The organism is Dryocola mayonis, from assembly GCF_051307045.1.
GTDB lineage: Bacteria > Pseudomonadota > Gammaproteobacteria > Enterobacterales > Enterobacteriaceae > Dryocola.
In genome coordinates this window covers 3,586,709-3,611,539 of the sequence record NZ_CP150452.1, presented here as the reverse complement: position 1 = coordinate 3,611,539, position 24,831 = coordinate 3,586,709, and the positions used below count along the sequence as shown (strand labels likewise).

Below are 24,831 nucleotides of genomic sequence, written 5' to 3'. Positions count from 1 at the left end.
ATATATTTCCAAACGAAGCTATAGCTTTAGCAGGTATAGGGCCGGGTTTATCGGCGATATTCGTATAATTGCTTTTATGAGATATTAAGGATAAAGAAGGAAAAGGCGTCCTTAAGCGTAGCCGCAGAAGTTCTTTGGATTTTATAAGAAGGAGATAGCCTGTGAGGAGCCGTTACAGGACAGGTTGAGGTTCTATAACATAAGCCAATTCATATGAATTGACTCATTATCACATTGCCGCTTTATAGTGAGGAAAGCCCCAGGGAGAGGTTTATTTTATTAAAGTTGAATTTCTCAATTTCTTTGTTACTGATTTTCTTCTTCATCATCAAAATGAATTCATCTATATTGTCAGCACTTGTAAACGAGGGGAGATCGACAGCGTTATAATCCCACCATTTTATCATCAATAGCTCATCAATTTGCTCTTTGCTAAAGCGATATTTTATTATTCTGGCCGGTATGCCACCGACAATCGCATATGGCGGCACGTTATGAGTTACCACCGAGTTAGAGGCGATTATTGCTCCGTCACCAATCACAACACCCCCTTTTATCACCGCATTACCGCCGATCCAGACATCGTTGCCAATTGCTGGTGGAGGAAGGGTATTCTCATATTCCAAAAGATACAACCGCTTATCAGAGCCAGAGGTGGCTATTTCTTGGAAAACTTTATTATAAGTTATAGGACTTGTTGTGAATCTGTTTACGGGGTGCTGGGAGCCCATTAAAGTTACGCCAATAGCGATACTACAGTAGCGGCCGAGCGTTACGTTATTTTCTAATTTGCTACAGGAATAAGAAAAGGCGCCTGAACTACAAAAACTTGCGTGCGGCATACATGAGTGTTGCTCGGCAAAAATATCATTTCTGAAGGTGATTTTAGTCCCTTTTTTTAGCAGCAATAAATTCCTTTTTTTATAGAATGGTTTTTTCCTGCCGGGAAGCTCCAGATAAATTTTATTGTCTCTTAAATATTCTTCATGCGCTTTCTTCCATCTAAAGCTTACCGGATATTCCATGAATGTTTCCCTGCCGCTGAGCATTAAAGATAGTGCCGAAATTTCAGGCACTATTATAGCGCAGGAAATCAGATAAACAATAATGTAAGGGCTGGTGGGTCCTGTTTACAAACGCCCTCAAAAAATGACCACCGGCCTATTTAAGCCTGAAGAGCAAAAAGCCGCTCTTGTAAAAAATCTTAATCATATGATTTTAAAGGTGGATTTGCGGCTTCGTTGCAAACAGGCTGCTTTTTACACTTTCGTGCAGCTACTGGATGCAATCGGCGCAAAGCTGAAGCGGTTTCCGATAAGCCGCTTAATGGTGAGTCGGAGAGTGGGCAAGCATATAATCCGGGAGCAAATATCGCCTTTCCGAACGGTAAGTATCTGGCGGCAGTGAAATTTAGCTTTTCATCACCGCATATGACATAAAATGGAATTTATGGACGGAAAACTGATAGCCAAAGGATCGGGATTTACCAATGAAGTCTGTAAAATCCTCTCTCGCTAATTTTTGCAAATGCATCGGATTTCACTCTGCAAACCTGGTTGAAGCCCCCTCTACCGGTATCTGCTCTTTTGCTGCTTTGGGGAGCTTATTCCTTTTGCACGGCTGGATGTTGAAGCTGGCCGGATTGGCGGGCTTTCTCGTTCTTGCGTATCTGATTACGTGGATAATGGACATAATGAAAGGCGAAGCGTAACAAAAATGATTCCGGCGTCACTGGCTATAATCATTTGTTTTATATGATATATCAGCGGGACGTACAGGTGCCGTATCGCCATTGGCTACCGCGTTTTCTTCGGCAAATTTTTTTATTGTTTCCTGCTGCCATCAGGAAATCAGCCAACAAAAAAGCCACCCTTGCGAGGTGGCTTAATCATATGATTTTAAAGCTAAAATTTGGTGGCCCCTGCTGGACTTGAACCAGCGACCAAGCGATTATGAGTCGCCTGCTCTAACCACTGAGCTAAGGGGCCGTGGCGCTGGATTATAATGGAACTCGGGGCGGCAATCCAGTGGTTGCGTGACATATGCTTGTTTTATAAACAATGCTTAATCAATCCCTTATACTTATCCCTACCTCTATAACGACGGGAAATGTCATGATCGGCGATATTCTTCAGCCCGGGCTGCGGGTGGTGTTCTGCGGTATTAATCCCGGTAAGTCTTCGGCGCATACCGGCTTTCATTTTGCCCATCCTGGAAATCGTTTCTGGAAGGTTATTCATCTTGCAGGCTTTACCGAGCGGCAGCTGAAGCCCGAGGAGGAGCGGCACCTGCTGGATACGCGCTGCGGCATTACCATGCTGGTAGAGCGGCCCACGGTGCAGGCAAGCGAGGTGGGGCTGCACGAGCTGCGTGCGGGCGGCCGGGAACTTATCGCAAAGATGCAGGACTATCAGCCGATGGCGCTGGCCGTGCTGGGCAAGCAGGCTTTTGAACAGGCGTTCAGCCAGCGCGGAGCGAAATGGGGCCGGCAGAGTATGACTATCGGTGATACGGAAGTGTGGATTTTGCCAAATCCCAGCGGGCTTAACCGCGCAGGCCTGGATAAGCTTGTGGAGTCTTACCGCGAGCTTGAGGAGTCTTTGACCATGCGGGGAAGGTAGCGGAGCAAACGGCAGGCAATAAAAAGCCCTCGCGAGGAGGGCTTTAAAAGAGCGATAAAATTAATCGTCGAGGAAGCTGCGCAGCACTTCAGAACGGCTTGGGTGACGCAGCTTGCGCAGGGCCTTAGCTTCGATCTGACGGATACGTTCGCGGGTAACGTCAAACTGTTTGCCCACTTCTTCAAGCGTATGGTCGGTATTCATATCGATACCGAAACGCATGCGCAGGACTTTAGCTTCGCGCGCGGTCAGGCCGGCCAGCACGTCGTGCGTTGCGGAACGCAGGCTTTCTGAGGTTGCGGAATCCAGCGGCAGCTCGAGGGTGGTATCCTCGATGAAATCGCCCAGATGCGAATCTTCATCGTCGCCGATTGGCGTTTCCATGGAGATAGGCTCTTTGGCGATTTTCAGCACCTTACGGATTTTGTCTTCCGGCATCAGCATGCGTTCAGCCAGCTCTTCCGGCGTCGGCTCGCGGCCCATCTCCTGGAGCATCTGGCGCGAAATACGGTTGAGCTTGTTGATAGTCTCAATCATATGCACCGGAATACGGATGGTACGCGCCTGGTCGGCGATGGAGCGGGTGATAGCCTGACGGATCCACCAGGTGGCATAAGTAGAGAACTTATAGCCGCGGCGATATTCAAACTTATCTACGGCTTTCATCAGGCCGATGTTGCCTTCCTGAATCAAATCAAGGAACTGCAGACCGCGGTTGGTGTATTTCTTGGCGATGGAAATAACCAGACGCAGGTTTGCTTCAACCATTTCTTTCTTCGCGCGGCGGGCTTTCGCTTCACCGATAGACATGCGGCGGTTGATGTCCTTAACCTGCTCGATAGTCAGGCCGGTCTCTTCTTCGATCTGCTGCAGCTTTTGCAGGCTGCGGTGCACGTCTTCAGACACATCGCGCAGTTTTTCAGACCATGGCTTGTTCATGGCGATAGCCGCGTTGAACCAGGTTTCGCTGGTTTCGTTGCCGGTGAACAGCGTGATGAAGTTTTTCTTCGGCATTTTGCACTGTTCGACGCACAGTTTCATGATGATACGTTCCTGCGTACGAACGCGGTCCATCATGACGCGCATGCTGTTTACCAGGTAGTCGAACTGCTTCGGCACCAGGCGGAACTGTTTGAAGACCTCGGAGAGCTGCAGGATCTCAGCGGCGGAGTCGGCGTGAGCGCGGGCCTTTCGCTTTAATGGTGTCGCGGGTGATTTCGTATTGGGTACGTAGTTCACCAAACTTCTCGCGCGCCAGCTCCGGATCGATGCTGTTGTCATCGTCCGCGTCGTCGTCTTCATCTTCCTCATCGTCATCATCGCTGTTTTCTTCGCTGGTAAGCTCAGAACCGATGTGGGTGGCGGTAGGGGCAAGTTCTTCTTCTGCGTTTGGATCGACAAAACCGGTTATCAGATCCGTCAGGCGCACTTCTTCTGCTTCAACGCGATCGTACTGCTCAAGCAGGTAAGTAATGGCTTCCGGGTATTCGGCAACGGAGCACTGAACCTGGTTGATACCGTCTTCGATACGCTTAGCGATATCGATTTCACCCTCACGGGTTAACAGTTCAACGGTTCCCATTTCGCGCATGTACATGCGCACCGGGTCGGTGGTACGCCCGATTTCAGATTCTACGCTGGACAGCACCTGAGCGGCGGCTTCTTCCGCATCTTCGTCCGTGTTGTTTGAGTTTTCAGCAAGCAACAGGTCATCGGCGTCAGGCGCTTCTTCCATCACCTGGATGCCCATGTCATTGATCATTTGGATGATGTCTTCGATCTGATCGGAGTCGACGATATCTTCCGGCAGATGGTCATTGACCTCAGCATAGGTCAGATAGCCTTGCTCCTTACCACGTTGGACAAGAAGTTTAAGCTGTGACTGCGGGTTTTGCTCCATAAGACGGTATCCACACTTCAGTATTAGGGTTGGTGTCGGTCGGCGAAACCGCCAACAATAACGTAACGAGGGCTGATTTATTTTAATGCCGCTGCCCGTCCGTGCGGCGTTCGGGTTTAACCCGATCAATGTTCGGCAGTTAAGCCGCGAGTATTCACTTTTTCACGCGCGATTGCGTTATCACGCGAACTTCCTCACGCTCCGCCGGGGTTAGCCCCTCGGTTCGCGAGCGTGCCATCAATTCTTCAAACCTCAGCTCCAGCACTGAATCAAACATATGTTCGAGCGCGTCGTTGAACGTTTTTTCTGCAATGTCCTTATCTGCTATATCGTCCCATGCCGACAGTTTTTCAAGGGTAGCGGCCTCATTTGTGCCGCGATATAGCTCTAAAAGCTGCCCCGTGGTAAGCCCGGGTTGGGCAAGACAGGTATTGACTAAATCGATAAATAACTTCAGTCCCGGCAGCTTAGCCTCTTCCAGACCGCTTAAGGGCGGAACGGAGGGCGCAAGCTCCGGGTTTTGTACCAGCAGTCCTATCAGTATACGCATGGTTGTGCGTTTTAGCTGCGGCGCCGGGCGCGGCGTATCGCTTTGCGCCAGTTTCGGCATCAGCTTTTCAAGCTGGCTGTCGTCCAGAATGCCGAGTTTGTTGCCCAGCTCCTGACGCAGATAGATGCGTAACGTTTCACCAGGTACCTGACTAATCAGGGGTAATGCCAAAGTGCTCAACCGCGCGCGGCCGTCCGGTGAACTCAGGTCGACCTGCGGCATCAGGCTGTTAAAAAGAAATGTAGAAAGCGGCTGAGCGTGCTCCATGCGCGCTTCAAATGCTTCCTTACCTTCTTTACGTACTAACGTGTCCGGGTCTTCGCCGTCCGGCAGGAACATAAAGCGCAGCTGGCGGCCATCCGTCATATAAGGTAGCGCAGTTTCCAGCGCGCGCCATGCGGCGTCACGTCCGGCGCGATCGCCGTCATAACAACAGACGACGTTATCGGTTACCCGGAACAGCAGCTGTATATGGTCGGCGGTGGTTGAGGTGCCAAGAGAAGCGACGGCGTAAGAAATGCCGTACTGCGCCAGCGCCACCACGTCCATATAGCCTTCGACCACCAGCAGGCGCGCCGGTTCAGGCTGGCTCTGCTGAGCTTCATACAGGCCATACAGCTGGCGGCCCTTATGGAAAATATCGGTTTCCGGGGAGTTCAGGTACTTCGGCAGGGCATCGCCCAGCACGCGGCCGCCAAAACCAATGACCCGGCCTCGCTTATCGCGAATGGGGAACATCACCCTTTCACGGAAGCGATCGTAACTGCGTCCCTGATCGTTGGTCACCAGCATGCCCGCGTCCGTCAGAGCCTGACGATTATCGGCGTTGCCGCCAAAACGCTTTAACGCGTTATCCCAGCCGGGAGGCGCGTAACCTATAGCAAAATGCTTGATGACTTCTGCGCTCAGTCCGCGGCTTGCCAGATACTGTCGGGCAGGTTCCGCGTTGTGCTGCGCCAGGGATTGCTGATAAAAGGCGTTCAGGCCATCCATCAGCTGATAAAGATTCTGCCGCTGGTGGCGCTCGATCTGGCTTGGCCCGTTACCCGCTTCGTACGGCACTTCAAGGTTGTGCATGGCCGCTAATTCTTCAACGCTTTCGACAAACTCAAGCTTGTCGTAGTTCATTAAAAAATCCAGCGCGTTGCCGTGCGCTCCGCAGCCGAAGCAGTGGTAAAACTGTTTATCACCGTTTACGGTGAAAGAAGGGGTTTTTTCGTTATGGAACGGACAGCACGCATGGTAGTTCTTGCCCTGCTTTTTAAGCTTCACGCGCGCATCGATCAGATCGATGATGTCGGTGCGAGCCAGCAAGTCATTGATGAAAACACGTGGAATTCGTCCAGCCATAGGCCCCGTTTGACCCCGTAAGTTATTCCGTTGAGCTTAAAAGCGCGCCAGGCACCGTAGGGCAGGTCAGTTCATAAACGAAAATAAGCCGCGCATTCCTTTCGGAAGCACGGCCTTTACAACTACTACTTGTCTGTTCCGGAGGGGTAAACCCCCAGGCAATTAGTACAGACGAGTGCGGCGTGCGTTTTCGCGAGCCAGTTTCTTCGCGTGACGTTTCACAGCGGAAGCTTTAGCGCGTTTACGTTCGGTAGTCGGTTTTTCATAGAACTCACGACGACGAACTTCCGCCAGAACACCTGCTTTCTCACAAGAACGCTTGAAGCGACGCAGTGCTACGTCGAATGGCTCGTTTTCACGTACTTTAATTACCGGCATTAACTCTCACCTTTGATAAATTCGGTTTGCCGCTGACTGATGCGCCAGCTATTTCAAAATGGTGCGGAATTTTACTGCAACTCTTGCTGCTTTGTAAAGCACCGGACAACCAGAAACCTGGCTTTTAAGGCCGGAATCTTCCAGGGGCGAGGATTATACACCACCTCGGCACAATAGGTGAGCAAAGTTTTACAATGGCGGTCCGTAAGCATAAACTTCGCCGCAAGACTTTGAGGTAGAGAAAGCCATGCGTGTACTGGGTATAGAGACATCCTGTGATGAAACCGGCATCGCCATTTATGACGATGAGAAGGGGCTGTTAGCCAACCAATTGTATAGTCAGGTGAAACTGCACGCCGACTACGGCGGCGTGGTGCCGGAACTGGCCTCCCGCGACCACGTGCGTAAAACCGTGCCCCTGATTCAGGCTGCGCTGAAAGAGGCGGGTTTAAGCGCTCAGGATATCGACGGCGTGGCCTATACCGCGGGTCCCGGCCTGGTCGGAGCCCTTTTAGTGGGCGCAACCGTTGGCCGCTCGCTGGCGTTTGCCTGGGATGTGCCTGCCGTGCCGGTGCACCATATGGAAGGCCACCTTTTAGCGCCGATGCTTGAGGATAACCCGCCGGCGTTTCCGTTCGTCGCGCTGCTGGTGTCCGGCGGCCATACGCAATTGATTAGCGTAACCGGTATCGGCCAGTATGAGCTGCTGGGCGAATCCATTGACGACGCCGCGGGCGAAGCTTTCGATAAAACGGCTAAGCTGCTGGGGCTTGACTACCCGGGCGGCCCGATGCTGTCAAAAATGGCGTCGCAGGGCACGGAAGGGCGCTTTGTTTTCCCTCGTCCTATGACGGACCGTCCGGGGCTTGATTTCAGCTTCTCCGGCCTGAAAACGTTTGCCGCAAACACCATTCGCGGCAACGAAGCAGACGACCAGACCCGCGCCGATATCGCTCGCGCCTTTGAAGATGCGGTTGTTGATACGCTGGCCATTAAATGTAAACGCGCCCTGGAGCAGACCGGTTTCAAAAGGCTGGTGATGGCGGGCGGCGTCAGCGCCAACCGCACTTTGCGAGCGCGTATGGAAGAGCTGATGGCCAAACGCCGCGGCGAAGTCTTTTACGCGCGTCCGGAATTTTGCACCGACAACGGCGCAATGATTGCCTATGCGGGGATGATTCGCCTGAAGGCGGGAACGGCAGGGGAGCTGAGCGTAACGGTGCGGCCGCGCTGGCCGCTGGCGGAGCTACCCGCGGCGTAAAAGGATTGCGGCATCCGCAGGAAGGAGTGAGAAATCACTCCTTTTTTTTGTCTTTATTCTTGCGCAGCTTCTTCCAGATTTTGGTTTCCTGGCCGCGCCACAGGCGCTGAATATTATCGTGATGGCGCATCAGAATCAGGCAGGAGAGCATGGCGACCGGGAAAGTGAACTGCGGTTTGAACCACCAGACGTAAAACGGGGCGATAAGCGCGCTGATGATCGCGCCCAGGGAAGAGTAGCCGCTAAGCAGTACGCTAAGAAGCCAGGTTCCCGCCATCACGCCGGTTAAATCGAAGCCGATAGGCGCAATGGCGCCGAAAGCCGTCGCCACACCTTTTCCACCGCGGAATTTAAAGAATACCGGCCAGATATGGCCAAGGCATGCGGCGATGGCGATCAGCCCGAGCCAGAAGGGGGTAACGCCCATCGCATAGGCCGCCCAGACCGGCAGCATACCTTTTAAAATATCAAAAATGAGTACCGCTACGGCTGCGCCTTTGCCACCAATACGTAAGACGTTTGTCGCTCCTGGATTACCTGAACCGCTCTCTCTCGGGTCCGGGAGGCCCGCGAGGCGGCAAACCAGAATGGCGCTAGAAATTGAGCCGCAAAGATACGCGAGGAGAATCATGCCAGGCGCGATTGCACTCATAACGCTGTTCCATTTTGAAAGTGTCGTTGTATTCTTCGCATTTGTGGATAATACGCATATTTCGTCGGAAGTGGTATCTGGCGTAACCAAAAACCAGGCAGGGCGTGATGGATATTGTATTTATAGAGCAACTAACGGTAATCACCACCATCGGGGTGTATGACTGGGAACAGACCATCAGCCAGAAGCTGATATTCGATATCGAAATGGCATGGGACAACCGGGCGGCCGCGGCAAGCGACGACGTGAACGACTGCCTGAGCTATGCGGACGTCAGCGAGGCGGTTATCAGCCACGTTGCGGGCGGCCGTTTCGCGCTGGTTGAACGCGTGGCGGAAGAGGTGGCCCAGCTGCTGCTGGCGCGCTTTAATTCACCCTGGGTAAGGCTGAAAGTCAGCAAGCCTGGCGCGGTCGCTCAGGCGGCCAACGTCGGCGTCGTCATCGAGCGTGGCAGTAATCCGAAAGCAAACAAATAAGTTCATAATTTTTAAACCAAACGTATCTAAGCTGGTCATAGCCAGTAACCTTTTGCGGCGGCCGCATCTCGCACGCCGCTTTTTTGTGTTTTTTTAGGGGTATGAGGATTTATAAATGAGCGATTTTCACTCGCTGGCGATTGCCGCGATTCTCGGTGTGGTTGAGGGGTTAACGGAATTTTTACCTGTCTCGTCCACCGGGCATATGATTATTGTCGGACACCTGCTGGGATTTGAAGGTGACACCGCCAAAACATTTGAAGTGGTGATTCAGCTCGGTTCAATCCTCGCTGTGGTAGTGATGTTCTGGCGTCGTCTGTTTGGCCTGATCGGTATCCATTTTGGTCGCCCGCCGCATGAAGGCATGGGTAAAGGCCGCCTTTCGTTGATTCATATTCTGCTGGGTATGGTTCCTGCCGTGGTGCTGGGACTTATCTTCCACGACACCATCAAGTCCCTGTTTAATCCTGTTAACGTTATGTACGCCCTGGTTGTCGGCGGCGTGCTGCTGATTGCCGCCGAGCTGTTAAAACCAAAAGAGCCGCGCGCCGTTGGCGTGGACGATATGACCTATCGTCAGGCGTTTGTCATCGGCTGCTTCCAGTGTCTGGCACTCTGGCCCGGCTTCTCCCGTTCCGGCGCCACTATTTCCGGCGGCATGCTGATGGGCGTAAGCCGCTACGCCGCGTCTGAGTTTTCCTTCCTGCTGGCCGTGCCGATGATGCTGGGCGCGACGGCGCTGGACGTTTATAAGAGCATCGGCTTCCTGACGATGGCGGATGTGCCGATGTTTGCCGTGGGCTTCGTCACCGCGTTTGTGGTGGCCCTGATTGCGATTAAAACCTTCCTGCAGATAATCAAACGCATGTCGTTTATTCCGTTTGCTATCTATCGCTTCTTCGTAGCCGCCGCGGTTTATTTCGTCTTCATATAGGTCAGACGCCCTCAGTCCTGCGGCTGGGGGTAGTTTTCTGCTTTCCACTTCGCAACGGCTTCAATACGGCGCCTGGTCAGCTCCTCGCGAATCGCCGGGCCGCTAAAGCCGGCATCAATCACTTCTTTATTTGTCACCTTCTGCGCCGCTTCCCAGGCCGCGCGCAGCTGTCGTCCCTGCGGATAGTCGCTGCCTTCAAAACCGGTGCGTCCACGCGCGTCAGCCTCGCTGGTAAGGGCTATCTGCTCGACGCGGTGCGGTTTGCGCCAGGCGTCGATAGCATCGAACAGCTTTACGACCGTTTTCGGCTGCAGGATTGGGAAGGTGTGGATCAGATCGTGATATTCCGCCACCAGTTTGGCCAGATCGCGGATCTCGTTCGGCACGCGCATTCTCTGACAGATATTCTCCACCAGTTTTACGCCGGCCGGGCCGTGGCCGTGATGACGGGGCCAGAACTCTTTGGGCGTTAACCCCTTGCCAAGATCGTGGCAAAGCGTGGCAAAGCGAACGTCGACCTCCGGGCTGAGCTGGGCTGCGATAGCGAGCGTCATCAATACGTGAATGCCGGTGTCGATTTCAGGGTGCCATTTGGCCGGAGCAGGTACGCCAAACAGCGCGTCGATTTCAGGGAACAGCACGGCCAGCGCGCCGCATTTGCGCAGCACGTCAAAGTAAACCTGCGGATTTCGGCTGGTCAGCGCATTTTCCGTTTCTTTCCAGACTCGCTCCGGCGTCAGATGTTCGAGTTCGCCGCTTGCGGCCATGCTTTGCATCAGCGTCATGGTTTCCGGAGCGATTTGGAAATTAAGATGGGCGTAGCGTGCGGCGAACCGCGCCACGCGCAGAACGCGCAGCGGATCTTCGTTGAAAGCAGGGGAGACGTGACGCAGCAGGCGCTTTTCTATGTCGGCGAGGCCGTTACAGGGATCGACAAGCTCGCCGTGTTCATCCTGGGCTATAGCGTTGATCGTCAGATCGCGGCGCAGTAAATCCTGCTCAAGCGTGACGTCCGGCGCGGCATAACAGGTGAATCCTGTATAACCCTGCCCGGCTTTACGCTCGGTGCGCGCCAGCGCGTACTCTTCGCGGGATTGCGGATGCAGGAACACGGGGAAATCTTTTCCAACCTGCTGGAAACCCGCGTTCAGCATCTCCTGCGGGGTAGCGCCGACCACCACCCAATCTTTATCTTTGACCGGTAGTTTTAACAACCCATCGCGAACGGCGCCACCGACCAGATAAATCTTCACTCTTTACACCCCTGCATCAGCTTAAAATTACGAATAATACGTAATTGTAGGATACAGGGTTGCGGATCAGTTCATCCAGCGGTCTTTCTTCTTACGGCTTGGGATCATGTGCGGCAGCAGCAGGCCAAACAGCAGGCCTACGCCTAATACGCCGCCGCCGTACATAAACCACTGCATAATGATGGCGCGCTGCTTGTCGTCAAGCTGCACGTTCGCGGCGTTCACTTTTTTCTGCGCGACGATCAGCTGGTTTTTAAGCTGCTGATTTTCCTGTTTCAGACCGTTGATAACGCTGTCGCTCTGCGCGACTTTCTGCTGCATCTCCGCGGTGCGCTGGTTCCAGGTGGTGTCGATATTGGTGAGCTTGTCGGTCAGGTCTTTAACCTGCTGTTCCAGAACGGGCACGCGGGTGCGCAGGCTTGGATTGGTGCTTAGCTGCGCCAGCGGGATCCAGGAGGTGCGGCCGTTGCTGTCGCGCACCTGGCCGTATTTGGTTTCTTCGTTACTTTGCAGAAGGGTCACTTCTTCGCCCGCGTTTACCGTACCCAGCAGGCGATAGTTATCACCCGGGCCGCTACGAACCCAGGTGTTTAATTCGTCAGAGACATAACGTTTTTCATCGGCATGAGCCACAACGGTAACGCTAAGAGAGAGCAAAGTAAGGCAAATCAGGCGTAATTTCTGCATTAGTTCGTCATTATTGTCATAAAGTGTGGAACGATAGTAGTGGCATCAGTCTGACGGTGCAATCCGTAAACCTGAATGGGAATCATCCTGGTGTGAATTTCGCCACTTGTGCATGGTGTTAACCTTTTTCAGATGAATATCCGCTCGTCAAATTGCGCGTCATGCGTGGCAATTTACGGCAAAATATTATCTACTGACCAGCAACTCGCTATTTAGTTCGCCGGGATGTCATCCCGTGTGACCGCAACCAAAAGTAAAAAGACGATGCCTCAAGAAATCGAACTCAAATTTATCGTTAATCCAGCGGCGCTGGACGATCTGCGCAGCACCTTAAACTCCCTTGAAAGCGAACATGCTGAGCCTCGCCAGCTGCTTAATATTTATTATGAAACAGCGGATAACACCCTGCGTAGCCACGATATGGGGCTGCGCATCCGCGGGGTGGACGGCCGCTATGAAATGACGATGAAAATTGCCGGCCGCGTAACCGGCGGACTGCATCAGCGCCCTGAATACAATGTCGACCTCAGCAAGCCGGAGCTCGATCTGACGCTGTTTCCCGCCGAGGTCTGGCCGCAAGGCGTCATACCCGCGGCCCTGCAGCAGGCGCTGAAGCCGCTGTTCACCACTGATTTTGCTCGCGAAAAGTGGGTGGTCACTCACCGTGGCAGCAAGATTGAGCTGGCTCTGGACCTGGGGGAAGTGAAAGCCGGCGAGCTAAACGAGCCGCTGTGCGAGCTGGAGCTTGAACTGCTTGCAGGCGAAACGGCGGCGGTGCTTGAGCTGGCGCAGCAGCTGGTTGCCCGACCGGGTCTGCGTCAGGGAAACCTGAGCAAGGCCGCACGCGGCTATCACCTGGCGTCCGGCAATGCGCCGCGCGAAATTAAACCGCTGGGCGTACTGCACCTGCCGCCAAAAGCCACGGTTGAGCAGGGGCTGGAAGGCGCTCTGGAGATGGCGCTTGAGCACTGGCAATATCATGAAGAGCTGTGGATACGCGGCAGCAAAGCGGCGAAAAATGCGGTGCTGAACGGCGTGGGCCTGGTCCGCCATGCGCTGGCGCTGTTCGGCGGCATTGTACCGCGTAAAGCGAGCACTCACTTACGTGAGCTGCTGATGGCTTATGAAGCGCAGCTGGCTCAAAATCTGAAGGCGGAAGAGCTGGTTTACAGCCCGCAAAGCGGCCAGGCGAAGCTTGCGCTGACCGAATGGCTGGTGAATCGCGAGTGGCAAAAGTTTGTCGATGAAAAAGGCGGCGCTAAGCTTGCCGGCTCCTTTAAACGCTTTGCGGATACCCATCTTTCCCGCCACGCGGCGGAGCTTCGCGCCACCTTCCAGCGCCCGCTCGGCGACAGCTATGGCGATCAGCTGCCGCGTCTGGCGCGTGAAACCGACTCCATTCGCCTGTTAGCCGGCGTCTATGATGATGCGATAACCCAGCCGTGGCTGGATAACTGGCAGGGGCTGCGCCACGCCATCACCACGCGCCAGCAGATTGAAATCGAACATTACCGTAATGAAGCCATCTCGCAGGCGCCGTTCTGGCTGCACAGCGGGAAATAACCATCTTGTCGGGATAATATGATGCCGCACTCGCTCCTTTTACAGCAGCACCTGCAGGCGGTATTGCCGCGTCTGCCACAAGAGATCGATAGTCAACGCCTGAGCGCCCAGGCGCAGGCCGTGCTGACGTTCAGCGATTTTGTTTGCGACAGCGTGGTGGCGCACCCCGCCTGGCTGCTGGAACTGGAGCACAGCCCGCCCGAGGAGCAAGAGTGGCAGCGCTATGCCGCCTGGCTGCAAAGCGAGCTGCAGGAAGTGCGCGACGAAGCGGCCTTAATGAAAGCGCTGCGCCTGTTTCGTCGTCGCATTATGGTGCGTATCGCCTGGGCGCAAACGCTGCAGCTGGTGGCGACGGAAAGCTCGCTGCAGCAGCTGAGCGTGCTGGCGGAAACCCTGATTATCGCCGCTCGCGACTGGCTTTATGCCGCCTGTTGTCGCGAGTGGGGAACGCCGTGCAATCGCGATGGCGTCCCGCAGCCGCTGATGATCCTCGGCATGGGGAAACTCGGCGGCGGCGAGCTGAACTTTTCCTCCGATATCGATCTCATTTTCGCCTGGCCTGAAAACGGCTCGACCCAGGGCGGAAGGCGCGAGCTGGATAACGCGCAGTTCTTTACGCGGCTGGGGCAGAAGCTTATCAAGGTGCTCGACCAGCCTACGCAGGACGGTTTTGTCTACCGCGTGGATATGCGCCTGCGTCCCTTTGGCGACAGCGGCCCGCTGGTGCTGAGCTTTGCCGCGCTGGAAGATTATTATCAGGAGCAGGGGCGCGACTGGGAGCGCTACGCGATGGTTAAGGCGCGCATCATGGGCGATACGGACGATGCGTGGAGCCAGGAGCTGCGCAATATGCTGCGTCCCTTCGTCTTCCGTCGCTACATTGATTTCAGCGTCATTCAGTCTTTGCGCAATATGAAAGGCATGATTGCCCGAGAAGTGCGCCGCCGCGGCTTAACGGATAACATCAAGCTCGGCGCCGGCGGCATTCGCGAAACCGAATTTATCGTGCAGGTTTTCCAGCTTATTCGCGGCGGGCGCGAGCCGTCGCTTCAGTCCCGTTCTCTGCTTCCCGCCCTTGCGGCCATTCAACAGCTGCATCTGCTGCCCGAAGGCGACCATCATCGGCTGCGCGAAGCCTATCTCTACCTGCGTCGCCTTGAAAACCTGCTGCAAAGCATCAACGACGAACAGACCCAGACGCTGCCCGGCGACGAGCTTAATCGCGCCCGCCTTGCCTGGGGCATGAATGAAGATAGCTGGGATGCCCTGCAGCTTACCCTGCAAACGCACATGAACGCCGTGCGTCGGGTATTCAACGAGTTGATCGGCGACGATGAGCCGGAGGCGGGCGAGGACAAAATCGCCGAAGCCTGGCGCGAGCTGTGGCTGGACGCGCTCGACGCCGACGACACCACCGCCGTGCTCAGCCACCTGACGCCCGAAGCGCGCGGCGAGGTGCTGCGGCAGGTCAGCGAATTCCTTCAGGATACGGATAAACGCACCATTGGCCCGCGCGGCCGCCAGGTGCTGGACCAGCTTATGCCGCGGCTGCTGTGCGAGGCGTGCTCGCGCAACGATGCTCCGCTGCCGCTATCCCGCCTGCTGCCGCTGCTGCTGGGCATTGTCACCCGCACCACCTATCTCGAATTGCTGACGGAGTATCAGGGCGCGCTCAAGCACCTTATTACGCTGTGCGCCGCGTCGCCAATGATTGCCGGGCAGCTTGCGCGTTACCCGCTGCTGCTGGATGAGCTGCTCGATCCGAACACCCTCTACCAGCCGACGGCCACGGACGCTTATAAAGACGAGCTGCGCCAGTATCTGCTGCGCGTGCCGGACGACGACGAAGAGCAGCAGCTTGAAGCGCTGCGCCAGTTTAAACAGGCGCAGCTGCTGCGCGTCGCGGCGGCGGATATCGCCGGAACGCTGCCCGTCATGAAGGTCAGCGATCATCTTACCTGGCTTGCCGAGGCGATTATCGATGCGGTTGTCCAGCAGGCGTGGACGCAAATGGTGGCGCGCTTCGGCCAGCCAAAACACCTGCGTGAAAGAGAAGGGCGCGGGTTTGCGGTAATAGGCTACGGCAAGCTCGGCGGCTGGGAGCTTGGCTACAGCTCCGATCTTGATTTGGTTTTCCTGCACGACTGCCCGGCGGATGTGATGACCGACGGCGAGCGCGAAATCGACGGCCGTCAGTTTTACCTGCGCCTGGCCCAGCGCGTCATTCATTTATTCAGCACCCGTACCTCGTCCGGCATTTTGTATGAGGTGGACGCCCGCCTTCGTCCGTCCGGCGCGGCGGGGATGCTGGTCACCACGGCGGAGGCGTTTGCTGATTATCAGCAAAATGAAGCATGGACCTGGGAGCATCAGGCCCTGGTGCGCGCCCGCATCGTCTACGGCGACCCGCTGCTGAACCGCGAGTTTGACGCCATTCGCCGCCAGATTTTATGCGCCCCGCGCGAGGGCGAGAAATTACAAACCGAAGTGCGTGAAATGCGCGAAAAAATGCGCGCTCACCTGGCAGGTAAACATCGCGATCGCTTTGATATTAAGGCGGATAAAGGCGGAATTACCGACATTGAGTTTATTACACAGTACCTGGTGTTGCGTTATGCGGCGCAGGCTCCAAAATTAACGCGCTGGTCGGATAACGTGCGCATTCTGGAATTAATGGCGCAAAACGACATCATGAGTGATGACGAAGCGAAAGCGCTGACGCATGCTTACGTCGCGCTGCGCGATGAGCTGCACCATCTGGCCCTGCAGGAGCTGCCGGGCAACGTGGCGCCGGACGCCTTTGCCGCCGAGCGCGAACAGGTCGAACGCAGCTGGCAAAGCTGGCTGGGCGAGGCGCAAACGCGCGCGCAGGCGTAATTGTGATATTATCTCGCGCAAAATTTTTTCCCTCTCTGGAGAGTCAGGAATGAAAGTAACGCTGCCCGAATACAGCCGTGCAGGCGTCATGGTGGTTGGTGATGTGATGCTGGATCGCTACTGGTACGGCCCAACCAGCCGTATCTCCCCGGAAGCCCCGGTGCCGGTGGTGAAGGTGGATACCATTGAGGAACGTCCCGGCGGCGCCGCCAACGTGGCGATGAATATTGCTTCGCTCGGCGCCGGTTCCCGCCTGGTTGGTCTGACGGGTATTGATGACGCCGCGCGCGCCCTTAGCCAGACGCTGGCAGGCGTAAACGTTAAATGCGACTTTGTTTCGGTTCCGACTCACCCGACGATCACCAAGCTGCGCGTGCTTTCCCGCAACCAGCAGCTGATTCGTCTGGATTTCGAAGAAGGTTTTGAAGGCGTTGATCCACAGCCGCTGCACGAACGCATCAGCCAGGCGCTGCCGCATATTGGCGCACTGGTACTGTCCGACTATGCGAAGGGCGCGCTGACCAGCGTACGTCAGATGATTAGCCTTGCCCGCGCAGCCAAAGTGCCGGTGCTTATCGATCCTAAAGGCACGGACTTCGAACGCTATCGCGGCGCGACGCTGCTGACGCCAAACCTCTCTGAATTTGAAGCCGTGGTAGGCAAATGCAAAAGCGAAGCTGAGCTGGTGGAGCGCGGTATGCAGCTTATCGCCGATTACGAACTGTCTGCGCTGCTGGTGACGCGTTCAGAGCAGGGCATGACGCTGCTGCAGCCTGGCCTTGAGCCGGTTCATCTGCCGACGCAGGCGCAGGAAGTCTATGACGTAACCGGCGCTGGCGATACGGTGATTGGCGTGCTGGCCGCGACGCTTGCCGCAGGCAACACGCTGGAAGAAGCCTGTTACTTCGCCAACGCCGCGGCGGGCGTGGTTGTCGGCAAACTCGGTACCTCCACCGTCTCTCCGGTTGAGCTTGAAAACGCGGTACGCGGCCGGGCGGACACGGGCTTCGGCGTAATGACCGAGGCGGAACTTAAAGCGGCGGTTGCGAGCGCCCGTAAACGCGGCGAGAAGGTCGTGATGACCAACGGCGTGTTCGATATTCTGCACGCGGGCCACGTTTCCTACCTTGCGAACGCGCGCAAACTTGGCGACCGATTGATTGTGGCCGTAAACAGCGATGCGTCCACCAGGCGCCTGAAAGGCGAAACGCGCCCGGTTAACCCGCAGGATCAGCGCATGATCGTGCTTTCCGCGCTGGAAGCCGTGGACTGGGTGGTGCTGTTTGAAGAAGACACTCCGCAGCGCCTGATTGGCGAGATCCTGCCGGATCTGCTGGTGAAAGGCGGCGACTACAAGCCGGACGATATCGCCGGAAGCAAAGAGGTGTGGGCGAACGGCGGCGAAGTGATGGTGCTGAACTTTGAAGACGGGTGTTCAACCACCAGCATCATCAGGCGCATTCAGAACCAGGAAGCCTGACAGAAACAGGCTCCCCCGGCATGCGGGGGAGCCTGGATTACATCTGCGGGTCGGTCGGTGGGATTACCGCCGGCGCCGGCGTATGGGCTTCACGGTTTTCCAGCTCGCTCAGACGCTGTTCAAGCAGGGCCAGTTTTTCGCGGGTGCGCAGCAGCACCTGCGTCTGCACGTCAAATTCTTCACGGCTTACCAGATCCAGACGCGTTAGCTGCGCCTGTAAAACCTGGCGAATTTTCTTTTCGACATCATCCCCGAACTCACGAATCCCTTTCGGCATCGACTCATGGACCTGACGGGCGATCTGCTCAATTTTTTTCGGGTCAATCATAGTGGTTTCCATTTAACCTGCGTGAATAGCTTAATTGTAATGCCTGATTGCCGGGTGATAAACCTGAATTGCCGTTGCCAGCGAAAATCATCGGCGTTATAGTAAGTCTGCTTATTCTCAGGGCGGGGCGAAACTCCCCACCGGCGGTAAATCAGCGTACGCTGAAAGCCCGCGAGCGCTCCGAAGCACTTCGGAGGTCAGCAGATCCGGTGTAATTCCGGGGCCGACGGTTAAAGTCCGGATGGGAGAGAGTAACGACAAAGTCAGGCCCCGGCCTGCCCACGTTATTTTTCACAGCTCCTAAGACTGCCCTGATTCTGGTAACCATAATTTTAATGAGGTTTTTTTACCATGAATCAGACGCTACTTTCTGCATTTGGCACCCCGACCCAGCGCGTGGAACATGCGCTTGATGCATTGCGCGAAGGCCGCGGCGTAATGGTTCTCGACGATGAAAATCGCGAGAACGAAGGCGACATGATTTTCCCGGCCGAAACCATGACCGTTGAGCAAATGGCGCTGACCATTCGCCACGGCAGCGGCATTGTTTGCCTGTGCCTGACCGATGAACGTCGCAAACAGCTCGACCTGCCGATGATGGTTGATAACAACACCAGCGCTTTCGGCACCGGTTTTACCGTGACGATTGAAGCGGCCCACGGCGTGACCACCGGCGTTTCGGCGGCGGATCGTTTAACGACCGTACGTGCAGCGATTGCCGACAACGCAAAACCAAGTGATTTGAACCGTCCGGGCCATGTGTTCCCGTTGCGTGCTCAGCCAGGCGGCGTGTTAACGCGCGGCGGCCACACTGAAGCGACCATCGACCTGGTTTCTCTGGCCGGTTTTAAGCCAGCCGGCGTGCTGTGTGAGCTGACCAACGACGACGGCACCATGGCGCGAGCGCCTGAGTGCATCGCCTTTGCCCGCCAGCATAATATGGCCGTGGTGACCATCGAAGATCTGGTTGAATATCGCCAGACTCATGAGCGCAAGGCCAGCTAAGACGGATAAAAAAGCCCGGTTTCTCAACCGGGCTTTTTGTTAGCCGATTCCGCTGGTTTGCAGCAGCGTCAGGCTTAATCCCATCACCGCCATCCCACAAAGAACGCCATAGCTGGGATTGTTATGCGGATCGATTTCTTTCGCCAGCGGCATCAGTTCGTCGACCGAAAGCGCCACCATTATTCCCGCTACCGCCGCCATGACCGACGCCATCACGACGGGCGAAATCATCGTGCCCAGAATCAGCCACGCCAGCAGGCCGCCGAAAATTTCCGCCAGCCCTGAAATACCGGCCCAGAAGATCGCTTTACGTTTTGAACCCGTCGCCGCATAAACGGGACCGGCGACCGCCAGTCCTTCAGGAATATTGTGTAACGCGACGGCGAGCGCAATTCCCATCCCGAGTTCAAGATTGGCGCTGGCCGTGACGAAAGTTGCAATGCCTTCCGGAAAGTTATGCAGGCTGATGCCAAGCGTTAACAGCAGGGCGGTGCGGCGCAGGTCAGGGGTTTTTAACGTGCCGTCCGCCAGATCCTGCGGGTGCGCGTGGGGCAGGCTGCGGTCGAGGGCGAAATAGCCCACCAGCCCCAGCACGAACATGCCGTAACCAAGCACCGGGGACATGCCAGGCGTATGCAGCGCGGCGGGCAGCATTTCCATCAATGAAATAAGCAGCATAATACCGGCGGCAAATCCGAGCGAAAATGCCAGCACCCGGTTCGATGGCTTCTGGCCAACTACGCCTGAAATAGCCCCGATAAAGGTGGCGCCTCCGGCTAACAGCGTCAGGATTAGCGGTACCGACATTGACAGCTCCTCATCTCATACATTCAAATTTCCTGATGATCTTCATCATGCTTATCTGAGTTCTTCCCGCCATGATTGGGCGTAATGTTGTCGGTAGATATTTATCCGCTTAAGGACACGACTATGACAGCCCAACGTATGCCCGCGCTATTCCTTGGCCACGGTAGCCCGATGAACGTGCTGGAAGATAACTACTATACCCGGGCCTGGCGTCATTTGGGAGAGACTCTGCCACGGCCGAAGGCGATTGTGGTGGTCTCCGCGCACTGGTTCACGCGCGGTACTGGCGTAACCGCGATGGAGACGCCAAAAACCATCCATGATTTCGGCGGCTTCCCGCAGGCGCTGTACGATACGCACTATCCGGCGCCGGGCTCTCCGGAGCTGGCGCAGCAGCTTGTCGATCTGCTGGCGCCGGATAACGTCACGCTGGATAAAGAAGCCTGGGGATTCGACCACGGCTCCTGGGGCGTGCTGATCAAAATGTACCCGGACGCGGACATTCCCATGGTACAGCTCAGTATCGACAGTACCAGGCCGAACGCCTGGCACTATGAGATCGGCCGTAAGCTGGCCGCGCTGCGCGATCGGGGCGTTATGCTGATTGCCAGCGGCAACGTGGTGCATAATTTGCGTACCGCCCGCTGGCATGGGGAAAATACGCCCTATCCGTGGGCCGAGTCATTTAACCAGTATGTGAAGGATAATCTCGCCTGGCGCGGCCCTGCGCAAGAACATCCGCTGGTAAATTATCTGCAGCATGAAGGCGGAGCGCTGTCGAACCCGACGCCGGATCACTATCTGCCTTTGCTTTATGTGCTCGGCGCCTGGGACGGCGAGGAGCCGATTACCATTCCAGTAGAAGGCATGGAGATGGGCTCGCTGAGCATGCTTTCGGTACAGATTGGGTAATAAAAAAGGCGCGAATTTCGCGCCTTGTCTTATGCCGGGCTTTTATTCAACGAACACGTGCGGATAGAAACGTGAAAGATCCTGAGTGATTAACTCGCGATCTTCACGGATACCGATCCCGGCTGGCCGATCGTTGATAAGCCAGCTGCCAATCAGCGTGTAGCTCTCGCCGAATTTCGGCAGCTGATAGAACTCCTGCACGATCATGCCTTCTTCGCCGTAAGGGCCGTCGACGCGGGCCACTTCCTGGCCGTTTTCGATGATCTTCACGTTCGCCCCCTCGCGGGAGAAAATCGGCTTAACGACGTATTTATCCATCGCCGGATAGTTGTCTTCCGCAAAGTAAGCGGGCAGCAGGTTTGGGTGATGCGGGAACATTTCCCACAGCATCGGCAGCAGCGCTTTGTTGGAGATAATGCTTTTCCAGGCCGGTTCCAGCCAGCGCACGCCAGCGTCTTCAAGCTTGGTGGAGAACATCTCGCGCAGCATGTATTCCCACGGATAGAGCTTAAACAGGTTGCTGATGACCTGATCCTGAAGATCGGTGAACTGGCCTTTTTCACCCAGGCCGATCTCTTCCATGTACAGGAACTCGCTCGCCACTTCGGCTTCAGCGGCGCAGTCCTGCAGGTACTGTACCGTACCGCGATCTTCCACCGTGTCCTGACAGCAGGCGAAATGCACCAGGCTGAAACCGTACTGCTGTTTTAGCTCGGCGAAACGTTCAACGATCTTCTCCTGCAGGCTATTGAACTGATCGCTGCCCGCCGGCAGATTTCCCGCCTGCAGCTGGTCTTCAAGCCAGATCCACTGGAAGAACGCGGCTTCGTAAAGGGAGGTCGGCGTGTCGGCGTTGTTTTCCAGCAGTTTGGGTTCGCCTGCGCCGTCCCAGGCCAGATCGAGGCGGGAGTAAAGCGAAGGCTGTTGGGTACGCCAGGACTGGCGTACAAATTCCCAGGTGTGTTTCGGAATGCGGAATTTAGCCAGCAGCTCATCGCTGCCCACCACTTTCTCCACAACCTGCAAACACATCTGGTGCAACTCGGCGGTGACCTCTTCCAGACGATCAACCTGCGACAGCGTCAGTTTATAATACGCGTCTTCACACCAGTACGGCTCGCCATACATGGTGTGAAAGTTAAAACCATATTCCGTAGCTTTTTCGCGCCAGTCCGGACGCTCGCTAATGGCGACTCTTTCCATAGCCCTTAGCCACCCATTGAACGTGAAGAACCGGTGGCGCTACTGCGCTGCATTGAAGTCTGCTTCGCTACAGACTCGCCAAAGCCGCCGCGTGTGACGGTGCTGGTGGTGGCCGGTTTAGGCGCCAGAGCGGTTTTCGGCACTGAGGCGGTACGCCCCGGCGTTGCCGCGCCGTAGCTTTTGCCGCTGGCGTCGGCATATTTACCGTAGGCCGGGCTTGCCGGGTTTTTAGAGGTAAACAGCGGTTGCTGAGCAAAGCCCGCGCCGCCGCCCATCAGGCGACCCATCATATAGCCCGCCATCAGCGGCATCCAGAAGCTTCCGCTTTGCTGGGCCTGCGCCTGGTTTTCACCCGCCATGCTGGCCTGAGCCGGCGCCTGCTGGCACTGGCCTTCGCCAAATTCGGCGATGCACTCTTCACGGGAAGCGTATTTAGGCGCGGTGCGCTCCGCTTCTTTTAAGGCGTTGTTGTAGGAGGTGGTGCATTCCGCGCTTTTGCCAGGGTTCGCCTGGGCGCAGTCATCCGCGTTCTGGTACATGGAGACGGTTTCGTCGCTCTGTTCACAGCCCGCAAGCATAAAGACCGCGGAAACAGCCAGCGCAACCGGCGTTAAATGTCTGGCGTTCCAGCTTTTGCGGAACGACGCGTGGTTTATAGTTTTTGTCCGTTTCATTTATCTGTCCTGAGCCCAGTAGGTTTGTTGCTTAGGATAGGGGATGAATGGTCGAAATTAAAGCGATGACGAGGGTTTGCAGGGGGATCTTTACGTTGCCTTACGTTCAATGGCGCAGGTTGTGACAGGGGGACGGCAGGCTAAATAATTAAGCCCCGAAAACGGTCTTTTCGGGGCTTACAGCTAAAGCGAAAATAAAGGCAGAAAGCGATCAGTTCCCGAATGGATTACGGGAACGGCTGCCGGTCGCCGTAGCTCTTGCTGGCTGTGCAACAGGCGCGGCCTGAGCGGAAGCGTTGGTGGTGGTCGCAGCGGTATCCGCTGTGTAACCATCGGCGCGTGCGTTCTGCTCCGCGTTTTCTGGCGCAACGCTTTCCGGCGTTGTCGGAACTGGTTTACCCAGGTTCGTATTGAGCGAAACCAAATCCTGCTCGTTAAGCGTGCCCAGAGCCTGCTTGATGTTCAGCTGGTTGATCAGGTAGTTATACCGAGCGTTGGAGAGCTGCTGCTTGGCGTTATACAGATCGGTTGTCGCGTTCAGCACGTCAACGATAGTACGCGTACCTACGGAATAGCCGGCTTCGTTAGCATCCAGCGAGCTTTGCGCAGACACGACGGCCTGTTTGTAAGCATTAATGGTGCTGATGGAGGCATTCACGTTATTGAAGGAGGAGCGAACGTTCTGCACGACGCTGCGGTGCGCGCTTTCGAGCTGTTCACTGGCGCCGACAAAGCTGTACTGCGCTTGTTTGACCTGAGAATTAACCTGGCCGCCCTGATATAACGGCAGGGAGAAGTTCAGACCGATTTTGTTCTGGCCGACGTTGCTGTCGTCATACTGCTGGGTGTTGGTTTTAGAACCGCTGTAGCTGGTATCAGAAACGCCGGTAGAGGCGGTTAAACCTACCGTTGGCATGTGGCCGGTTTGCGCATAGCGAATTTGTTCGCGGGCCAGATCCTGGCTTAAACGAGCCTGCAGCAGGGACAGGTTACGGTTCTCAGCTTCTTTAAGCAGGTTATTGACCGCATCCGGTTTATTCGTTTTGAAAGTGTCTACATTCAAAGATGCCAGCGACGGATAGTAGTTGCCGGTAACCTGGCGGAGTTGTTCCACCGCGTTGTCCAGGTTATTACGCGCCGTGACTTCATTAGCCAGAATAGTGTCGTACTGCGCACGGGCGTTCTGAACGTCGGTAATAGCAACCAGGCCTACGTTAAAACGCTGCGTAGTTTGATCTAACTGACGATAGGTCGCCTGTTTCTGCGCTTCGGTATAAGAAAGCGAGTCAATGGCGTTTAGCACGTTAAAATAGGCCGTCGCGGTGTTCAGGATCAGCGTTTGCTGATCGGTCTGATAGGTCACGTCCTGGATGCCGGCAGATTTTTCCTGCAGCGTCAGCGCGCGCCATTTCGACATATCAAAAATGGTTTGCGTTAAGGATAATGAAGCGCTGGTTCCGCTGGTATTAACACCGTTCTGATCGCGAAAGCCGTTAGTGTAGCTGTAATCTGCACCAAGGCCGAGCTGTGGTAATAACGGGCTGCGTGCTTCGTTGATTTTCTCGAATGCGGCGTCACGGTCTGCGGCGGATTTACGTAAATCCGGGTTGCTAAGACGTGCCTGCTGATAAACCTGCATCAGGTTTTCTGCCTGGCTCATGGCGCTGAAACCCGTTAGGCTCAGACCGATAAGGATTGGGAGCAGTTTCTTCATTTGCATTCCTTGTTGTGAAGCAAAATTGTTTTTGTTAGCGCTGTTTGAGACGAAATATTTGCCGATTCTAACAGAGACGGCCAGCGGGGCGGGTTGGCGTAATGTGCCATCCATCCGGAATTTTCATCAATCTACCACATAGCAAATGAAACGGCAGTCAAACAGGGTTGAAAACGCTCATTTCATTACCATTACCCATCAGGACA

General features: G+C 55.5%; 20 protein-coding genes, 1 tRNA gene, 1 pseudogene and 1 riboswitch. Of the genes and pseudogenes, 9 read left to right on the top strand and 13 right to left on the bottom strand.

Going from position 1 to position 24,831, the window contains the following annotated elements:
• Positions 1-242: 242 nt before the first annotated feature.
• Together WLO32_RS17475 and WLO32_RS17470 are read right to left on the bottom strand one after the other, a co-directional pair.
• Positions 243-1,025 carry a CatB-related O-acetyltransferase gene (locus WLO32_RS17475; protein WP_435946278.1) on the bottom strand — a complete coding sequence of 261 codons (783 nt, stop codon included), beginning with the start codon at positions 1,023-1,025 and terminating at the stop codon, positions 243-245.
• Between the two features lie 887 nt (positions 1,026-1,912).
• A tRNA-Ile gene (locus WLO32_RS17470) sits at positions 1,913-1,988 on the bottom strand.
• A 126-nt stretch (positions 1,989-2,114) separates the two neighbouring features.
• Between WLO32_RS17470 and mug the strand changes: the two genes are divergently transcribed.
• Entirely contained in the window at positions 2,115-2,621 is a 507-nt protein-coding gene (gene mug / locus WLO32_RS17465) for a G/U mismatch-specific DNA glycosylase (RefSeq protein ID WP_435946276.1), read from the top strand.
• A 60-nt stretch (positions 2,622-2,681) separates the two neighbouring features.
• Here the strand turns inward: mug and rpoD are convergent.
• From rpoD to rpsU, 3 genes and pseudogenes are all read right to left on the bottom strand, one after another.
• Positions 2,682-4,521 (bottom strand): annotated as a pseudogene (gene rpoD / locus WLO32_RS17460) (RNA polymerase sigma factor RpoD).
• A 154-nt stretch (positions 4,522-4,675) separates the two neighbouring features.
• Positions 4,676-6,421 (bottom strand): DNA primase, encoded by a 1,746-nt coding sequence (gene dnaG / locus WLO32_RS17455; protein ID WP_435946275.1) that lies wholly within the window; start codon positions 6,419-6,421, stop codon positions 4,676-4,678.
• 162 nt (positions 6,422-6,583) lie between these two features.
• Positions 6,584-6,799, bottom strand: a complete 216-nt coding sequence (gene rpsU / locus WLO32_RS17450; RefSeq protein WP_001144069.1) for a 30S ribosomal protein S21 — start codon at positions 6,797-6,799, stop codon at positions 6,584-6,586.
• A gap of 247 nt (positions 6,800-7,046) precedes the next feature.
• On the opposite strand from rpsU, the gene tsaD reads away from it, so the two are divergent.
• Entirely contained in the window at positions 7,047-8,060 is a 1,014-nt protein-coding gene (gene tsaD / locus WLO32_RS17445; RefSeq protein WP_435946274.1) for a tRNA (adenosine(37)-N6)-threonylcarbamoyltransferase complex transferase subunit TsaD, read from the top strand.
• A 34-nt stretch (positions 8,061-8,094) separates the two neighbouring features.
• Here the strand turns inward: tsaD and plsY are convergent, their stop codons facing one another.
• Positions 8,095-8,712, bottom strand: a complete 618-nt coding sequence (gene plsY, locus WLO32_RS17440; RefSeq protein ID WP_435946273.1) for a glycerol-3-phosphate 1-O-acyltransferase PlsY — start codon at positions 8,710-8,712, stop codon at positions 8,095-8,097.
• Positions 8,713-8,819: 107 nt separating this feature from the next.
• Between plsY and folB the strand changes: the two genes are divergently transcribed.
• The gene (folB, locus tag WLO32_RS17435; RefSeq protein WP_435946272.1) at positions 8,820-9,188 is read left to right on the top strand and encodes a bifunctional dihydroneopterin aldolase/7,8-dihydroneopterin epimerase; all 369 of its coding nucleotides are present in this window, start codon (positions 8,820-8,822) and stop codon (positions 9,186-9,188) included.
• A 115-nt stretch (positions 9,189-9,303) separates the two neighbouring features.
• Positions 9,304-10,122, top strand: a complete 819-nt coding sequence (gene bacA, locus WLO32_RS17430) for an undecaprenyl-diphosphate phosphatase (protein ID WP_435946270.1) — start codon at positions 9,304-9,306, stop codon at positions 10,120-10,122.
• An 11-nt stretch (positions 10,123-10,133) separates the two neighbouring features.
• Here the strand turns inward: bacA and WLO32_RS17425 are convergent, their stop codons facing one another.
• Together WLO32_RS17425 and WLO32_RS17420 are read right to left on the bottom strand one after the other, a co-directional pair.
• Positions 10,134-11,375: a multifunctional CCA addition/repair protein gene (locus WLO32_RS17425; protein ID WP_435946269.1), complete on the bottom strand. Its 1,242-nt coding sequence runs from the start codon at positions 11,373-11,375 to the stop codon at positions 10,134-10,136.
• Positions 11,376-11,441: 66 nt separating this feature from the next.
• A complete protein-coding gene (locus WLO32_RS17420) occupies positions 11,442-12,062 on the bottom strand; it encodes a TIGR04211 family SH3 domain-containing protein (protein ID WP_121267642.1) in 621 nt (206 codons plus the stop codon).
• A 264-nt stretch (positions 12,063-12,326) separates the two neighbouring features.
• Between WLO32_RS17420 and WLO32_RS17415 the strand changes: the two genes are divergently transcribed.
• From WLO32_RS17415 to hldE, 3 genes are read left to right on the top strand one after another with little or no spacing between them, the layout of a single operon-like run.
• Positions 12,327-13,625: an inorganic triphosphatase gene (locus tag WLO32_RS17415; protein ID WP_435946268.1), complete on the top strand. Its 1,299-nt coding sequence runs from the start codon at positions 12,327-12,329 to the stop codon at positions 13,623-13,625.
• Positions 13,626-13,646: 21 nt separating this feature from the next.
• The gene (gene glnE / locus WLO32_RS17410; RefSeq protein ID WP_435946267.1) at positions 13,647-16,502 is read left to right on the top strand and encodes a bifunctional [glutamate--ammonia ligase]-adenylyl-L-tyrosine phosphorylase/[glutamate--ammonia-ligase] adenylyltransferase; all 2,856 of its coding nucleotides are present in this window, start codon (positions 13,647-13,649) and stop codon (positions 16,500-16,502) included.
• A 49-nt stretch (positions 16,503-16,551) separates the two neighbouring features.
• Positions 16,552-17,982 (top strand): bifunctional D-glycero-beta-D-manno-heptose-7-phosphate kinase/D-glycero-beta-D-manno-heptose 1-phosphate adenylyltransferase HldE, encoded by a 1,431-nt coding sequence (gene hldE, locus WLO32_RS17405; protein WP_435946265.1) that lies wholly within the window; start codon positions 16,552-16,554, stop codon positions 17,980-17,982.
• Positions 17,983-18,019: 37 nt separating this feature from the next.
• Here hldE and ubiK read toward each other — a convergent pair whose 3' ends face one another.
• Positions 18,020-18,310 carry a ubiquinone biosynthesis accessory factor UbiK gene (gene ubiK / locus WLO32_RS17400; RefSeq protein ID WP_435946264.1) on the bottom strand — a complete coding sequence of 97 codons (291 nt, stop codon included), beginning with the start codon at positions 18,308-18,310 and terminating at the stop codon, positions 18,020-18,022.
• Between the two features lie 109 nt (positions 18,311-18,419).
• A riboswitch (FMN riboswitch) is annotated at positions 18,420-18,567 on the top strand.
• 94 nt (positions 18,568-18,661) lie between these two features.
• Between ubiK and ribB the strand changes: the two genes are divergently transcribed.
• Positions 18,662-19,315 carry a 3,4-dihydroxy-2-butanone-4-phosphate synthase gene (gene ribB / locus WLO32_RS17395; protein ID WP_435946263.1) on the top strand — a complete coding sequence of 218 codons (654 nt, stop codon included), beginning with the start codon at positions 18,662-18,664 and terminating at the stop codon, positions 19,313-19,315.
• Between the two features lie 39 nt (positions 19,316-19,354).
• Here the strand turns inward: ribB and zupT are convergent, their stop codons facing one another.
• Positions 19,355-20,122, bottom strand: coding sequence for a zinc transporter ZupT (gene zupT / locus WLO32_RS17390; RefSeq protein ID WP_435946262.1), 768 nt, complete (start codon positions 20,120-20,122; stop codon positions 19,355-19,357).
• Positions 20,123-20,245: 123 nt separating this feature from the next.
• Between zupT and ygiD the strand changes: the two genes are divergently transcribed.
• Positions 20,246-21,034 (top strand): 4,5-DOPA dioxygenase extradiol, encoded by a 789-nt coding sequence (ygiD, locus tag WLO32_RS17385; protein ID WP_435946261.1) that lies wholly within the window; start codon positions 20,246-20,248, stop codon positions 21,032-21,034.
• A gap of 42 nt (positions 21,035-21,076) precedes the next feature.
• Here ygiD and WLO32_RS17380 read toward each other — a convergent pair whose 3' ends face one another.
• From WLO32_RS17380 to tolC, 3 genes are all read right to left on the bottom strand, one after another.
• Entirely contained in the window at positions 21,077-22,237 is a 1,161-nt protein-coding gene (locus WLO32_RS17380) for a glutathionylspermidine synthase family protein (RefSeq protein ID WP_435946260.1), read from the bottom strand.
• A 5-nt stretch (positions 22,238-22,242) separates the two neighbouring features.
• Positions 22,243-22,911: a DUF1190 family protein gene (locus WLO32_RS17375; protein WP_435946259.1), complete on the bottom strand. Its 669-nt coding sequence runs from the start codon at positions 22,909-22,911 to the stop codon at positions 22,243-22,245.
• Between the two features lie 211 nt (positions 22,912-23,122).
• The gene (tolC, locus tag WLO32_RS17370) at positions 23,123-24,625 is read right to left on the bottom strand and encodes an outer membrane channel protein TolC (RefSeq protein WP_435946258.1); all 1,503 of its coding nucleotides are present in this window, start codon (positions 24,623-24,625) and stop codon (positions 23,123-23,125) included.
• Positions 24,626-24,831 lie beyond the last annotated feature (206 nt).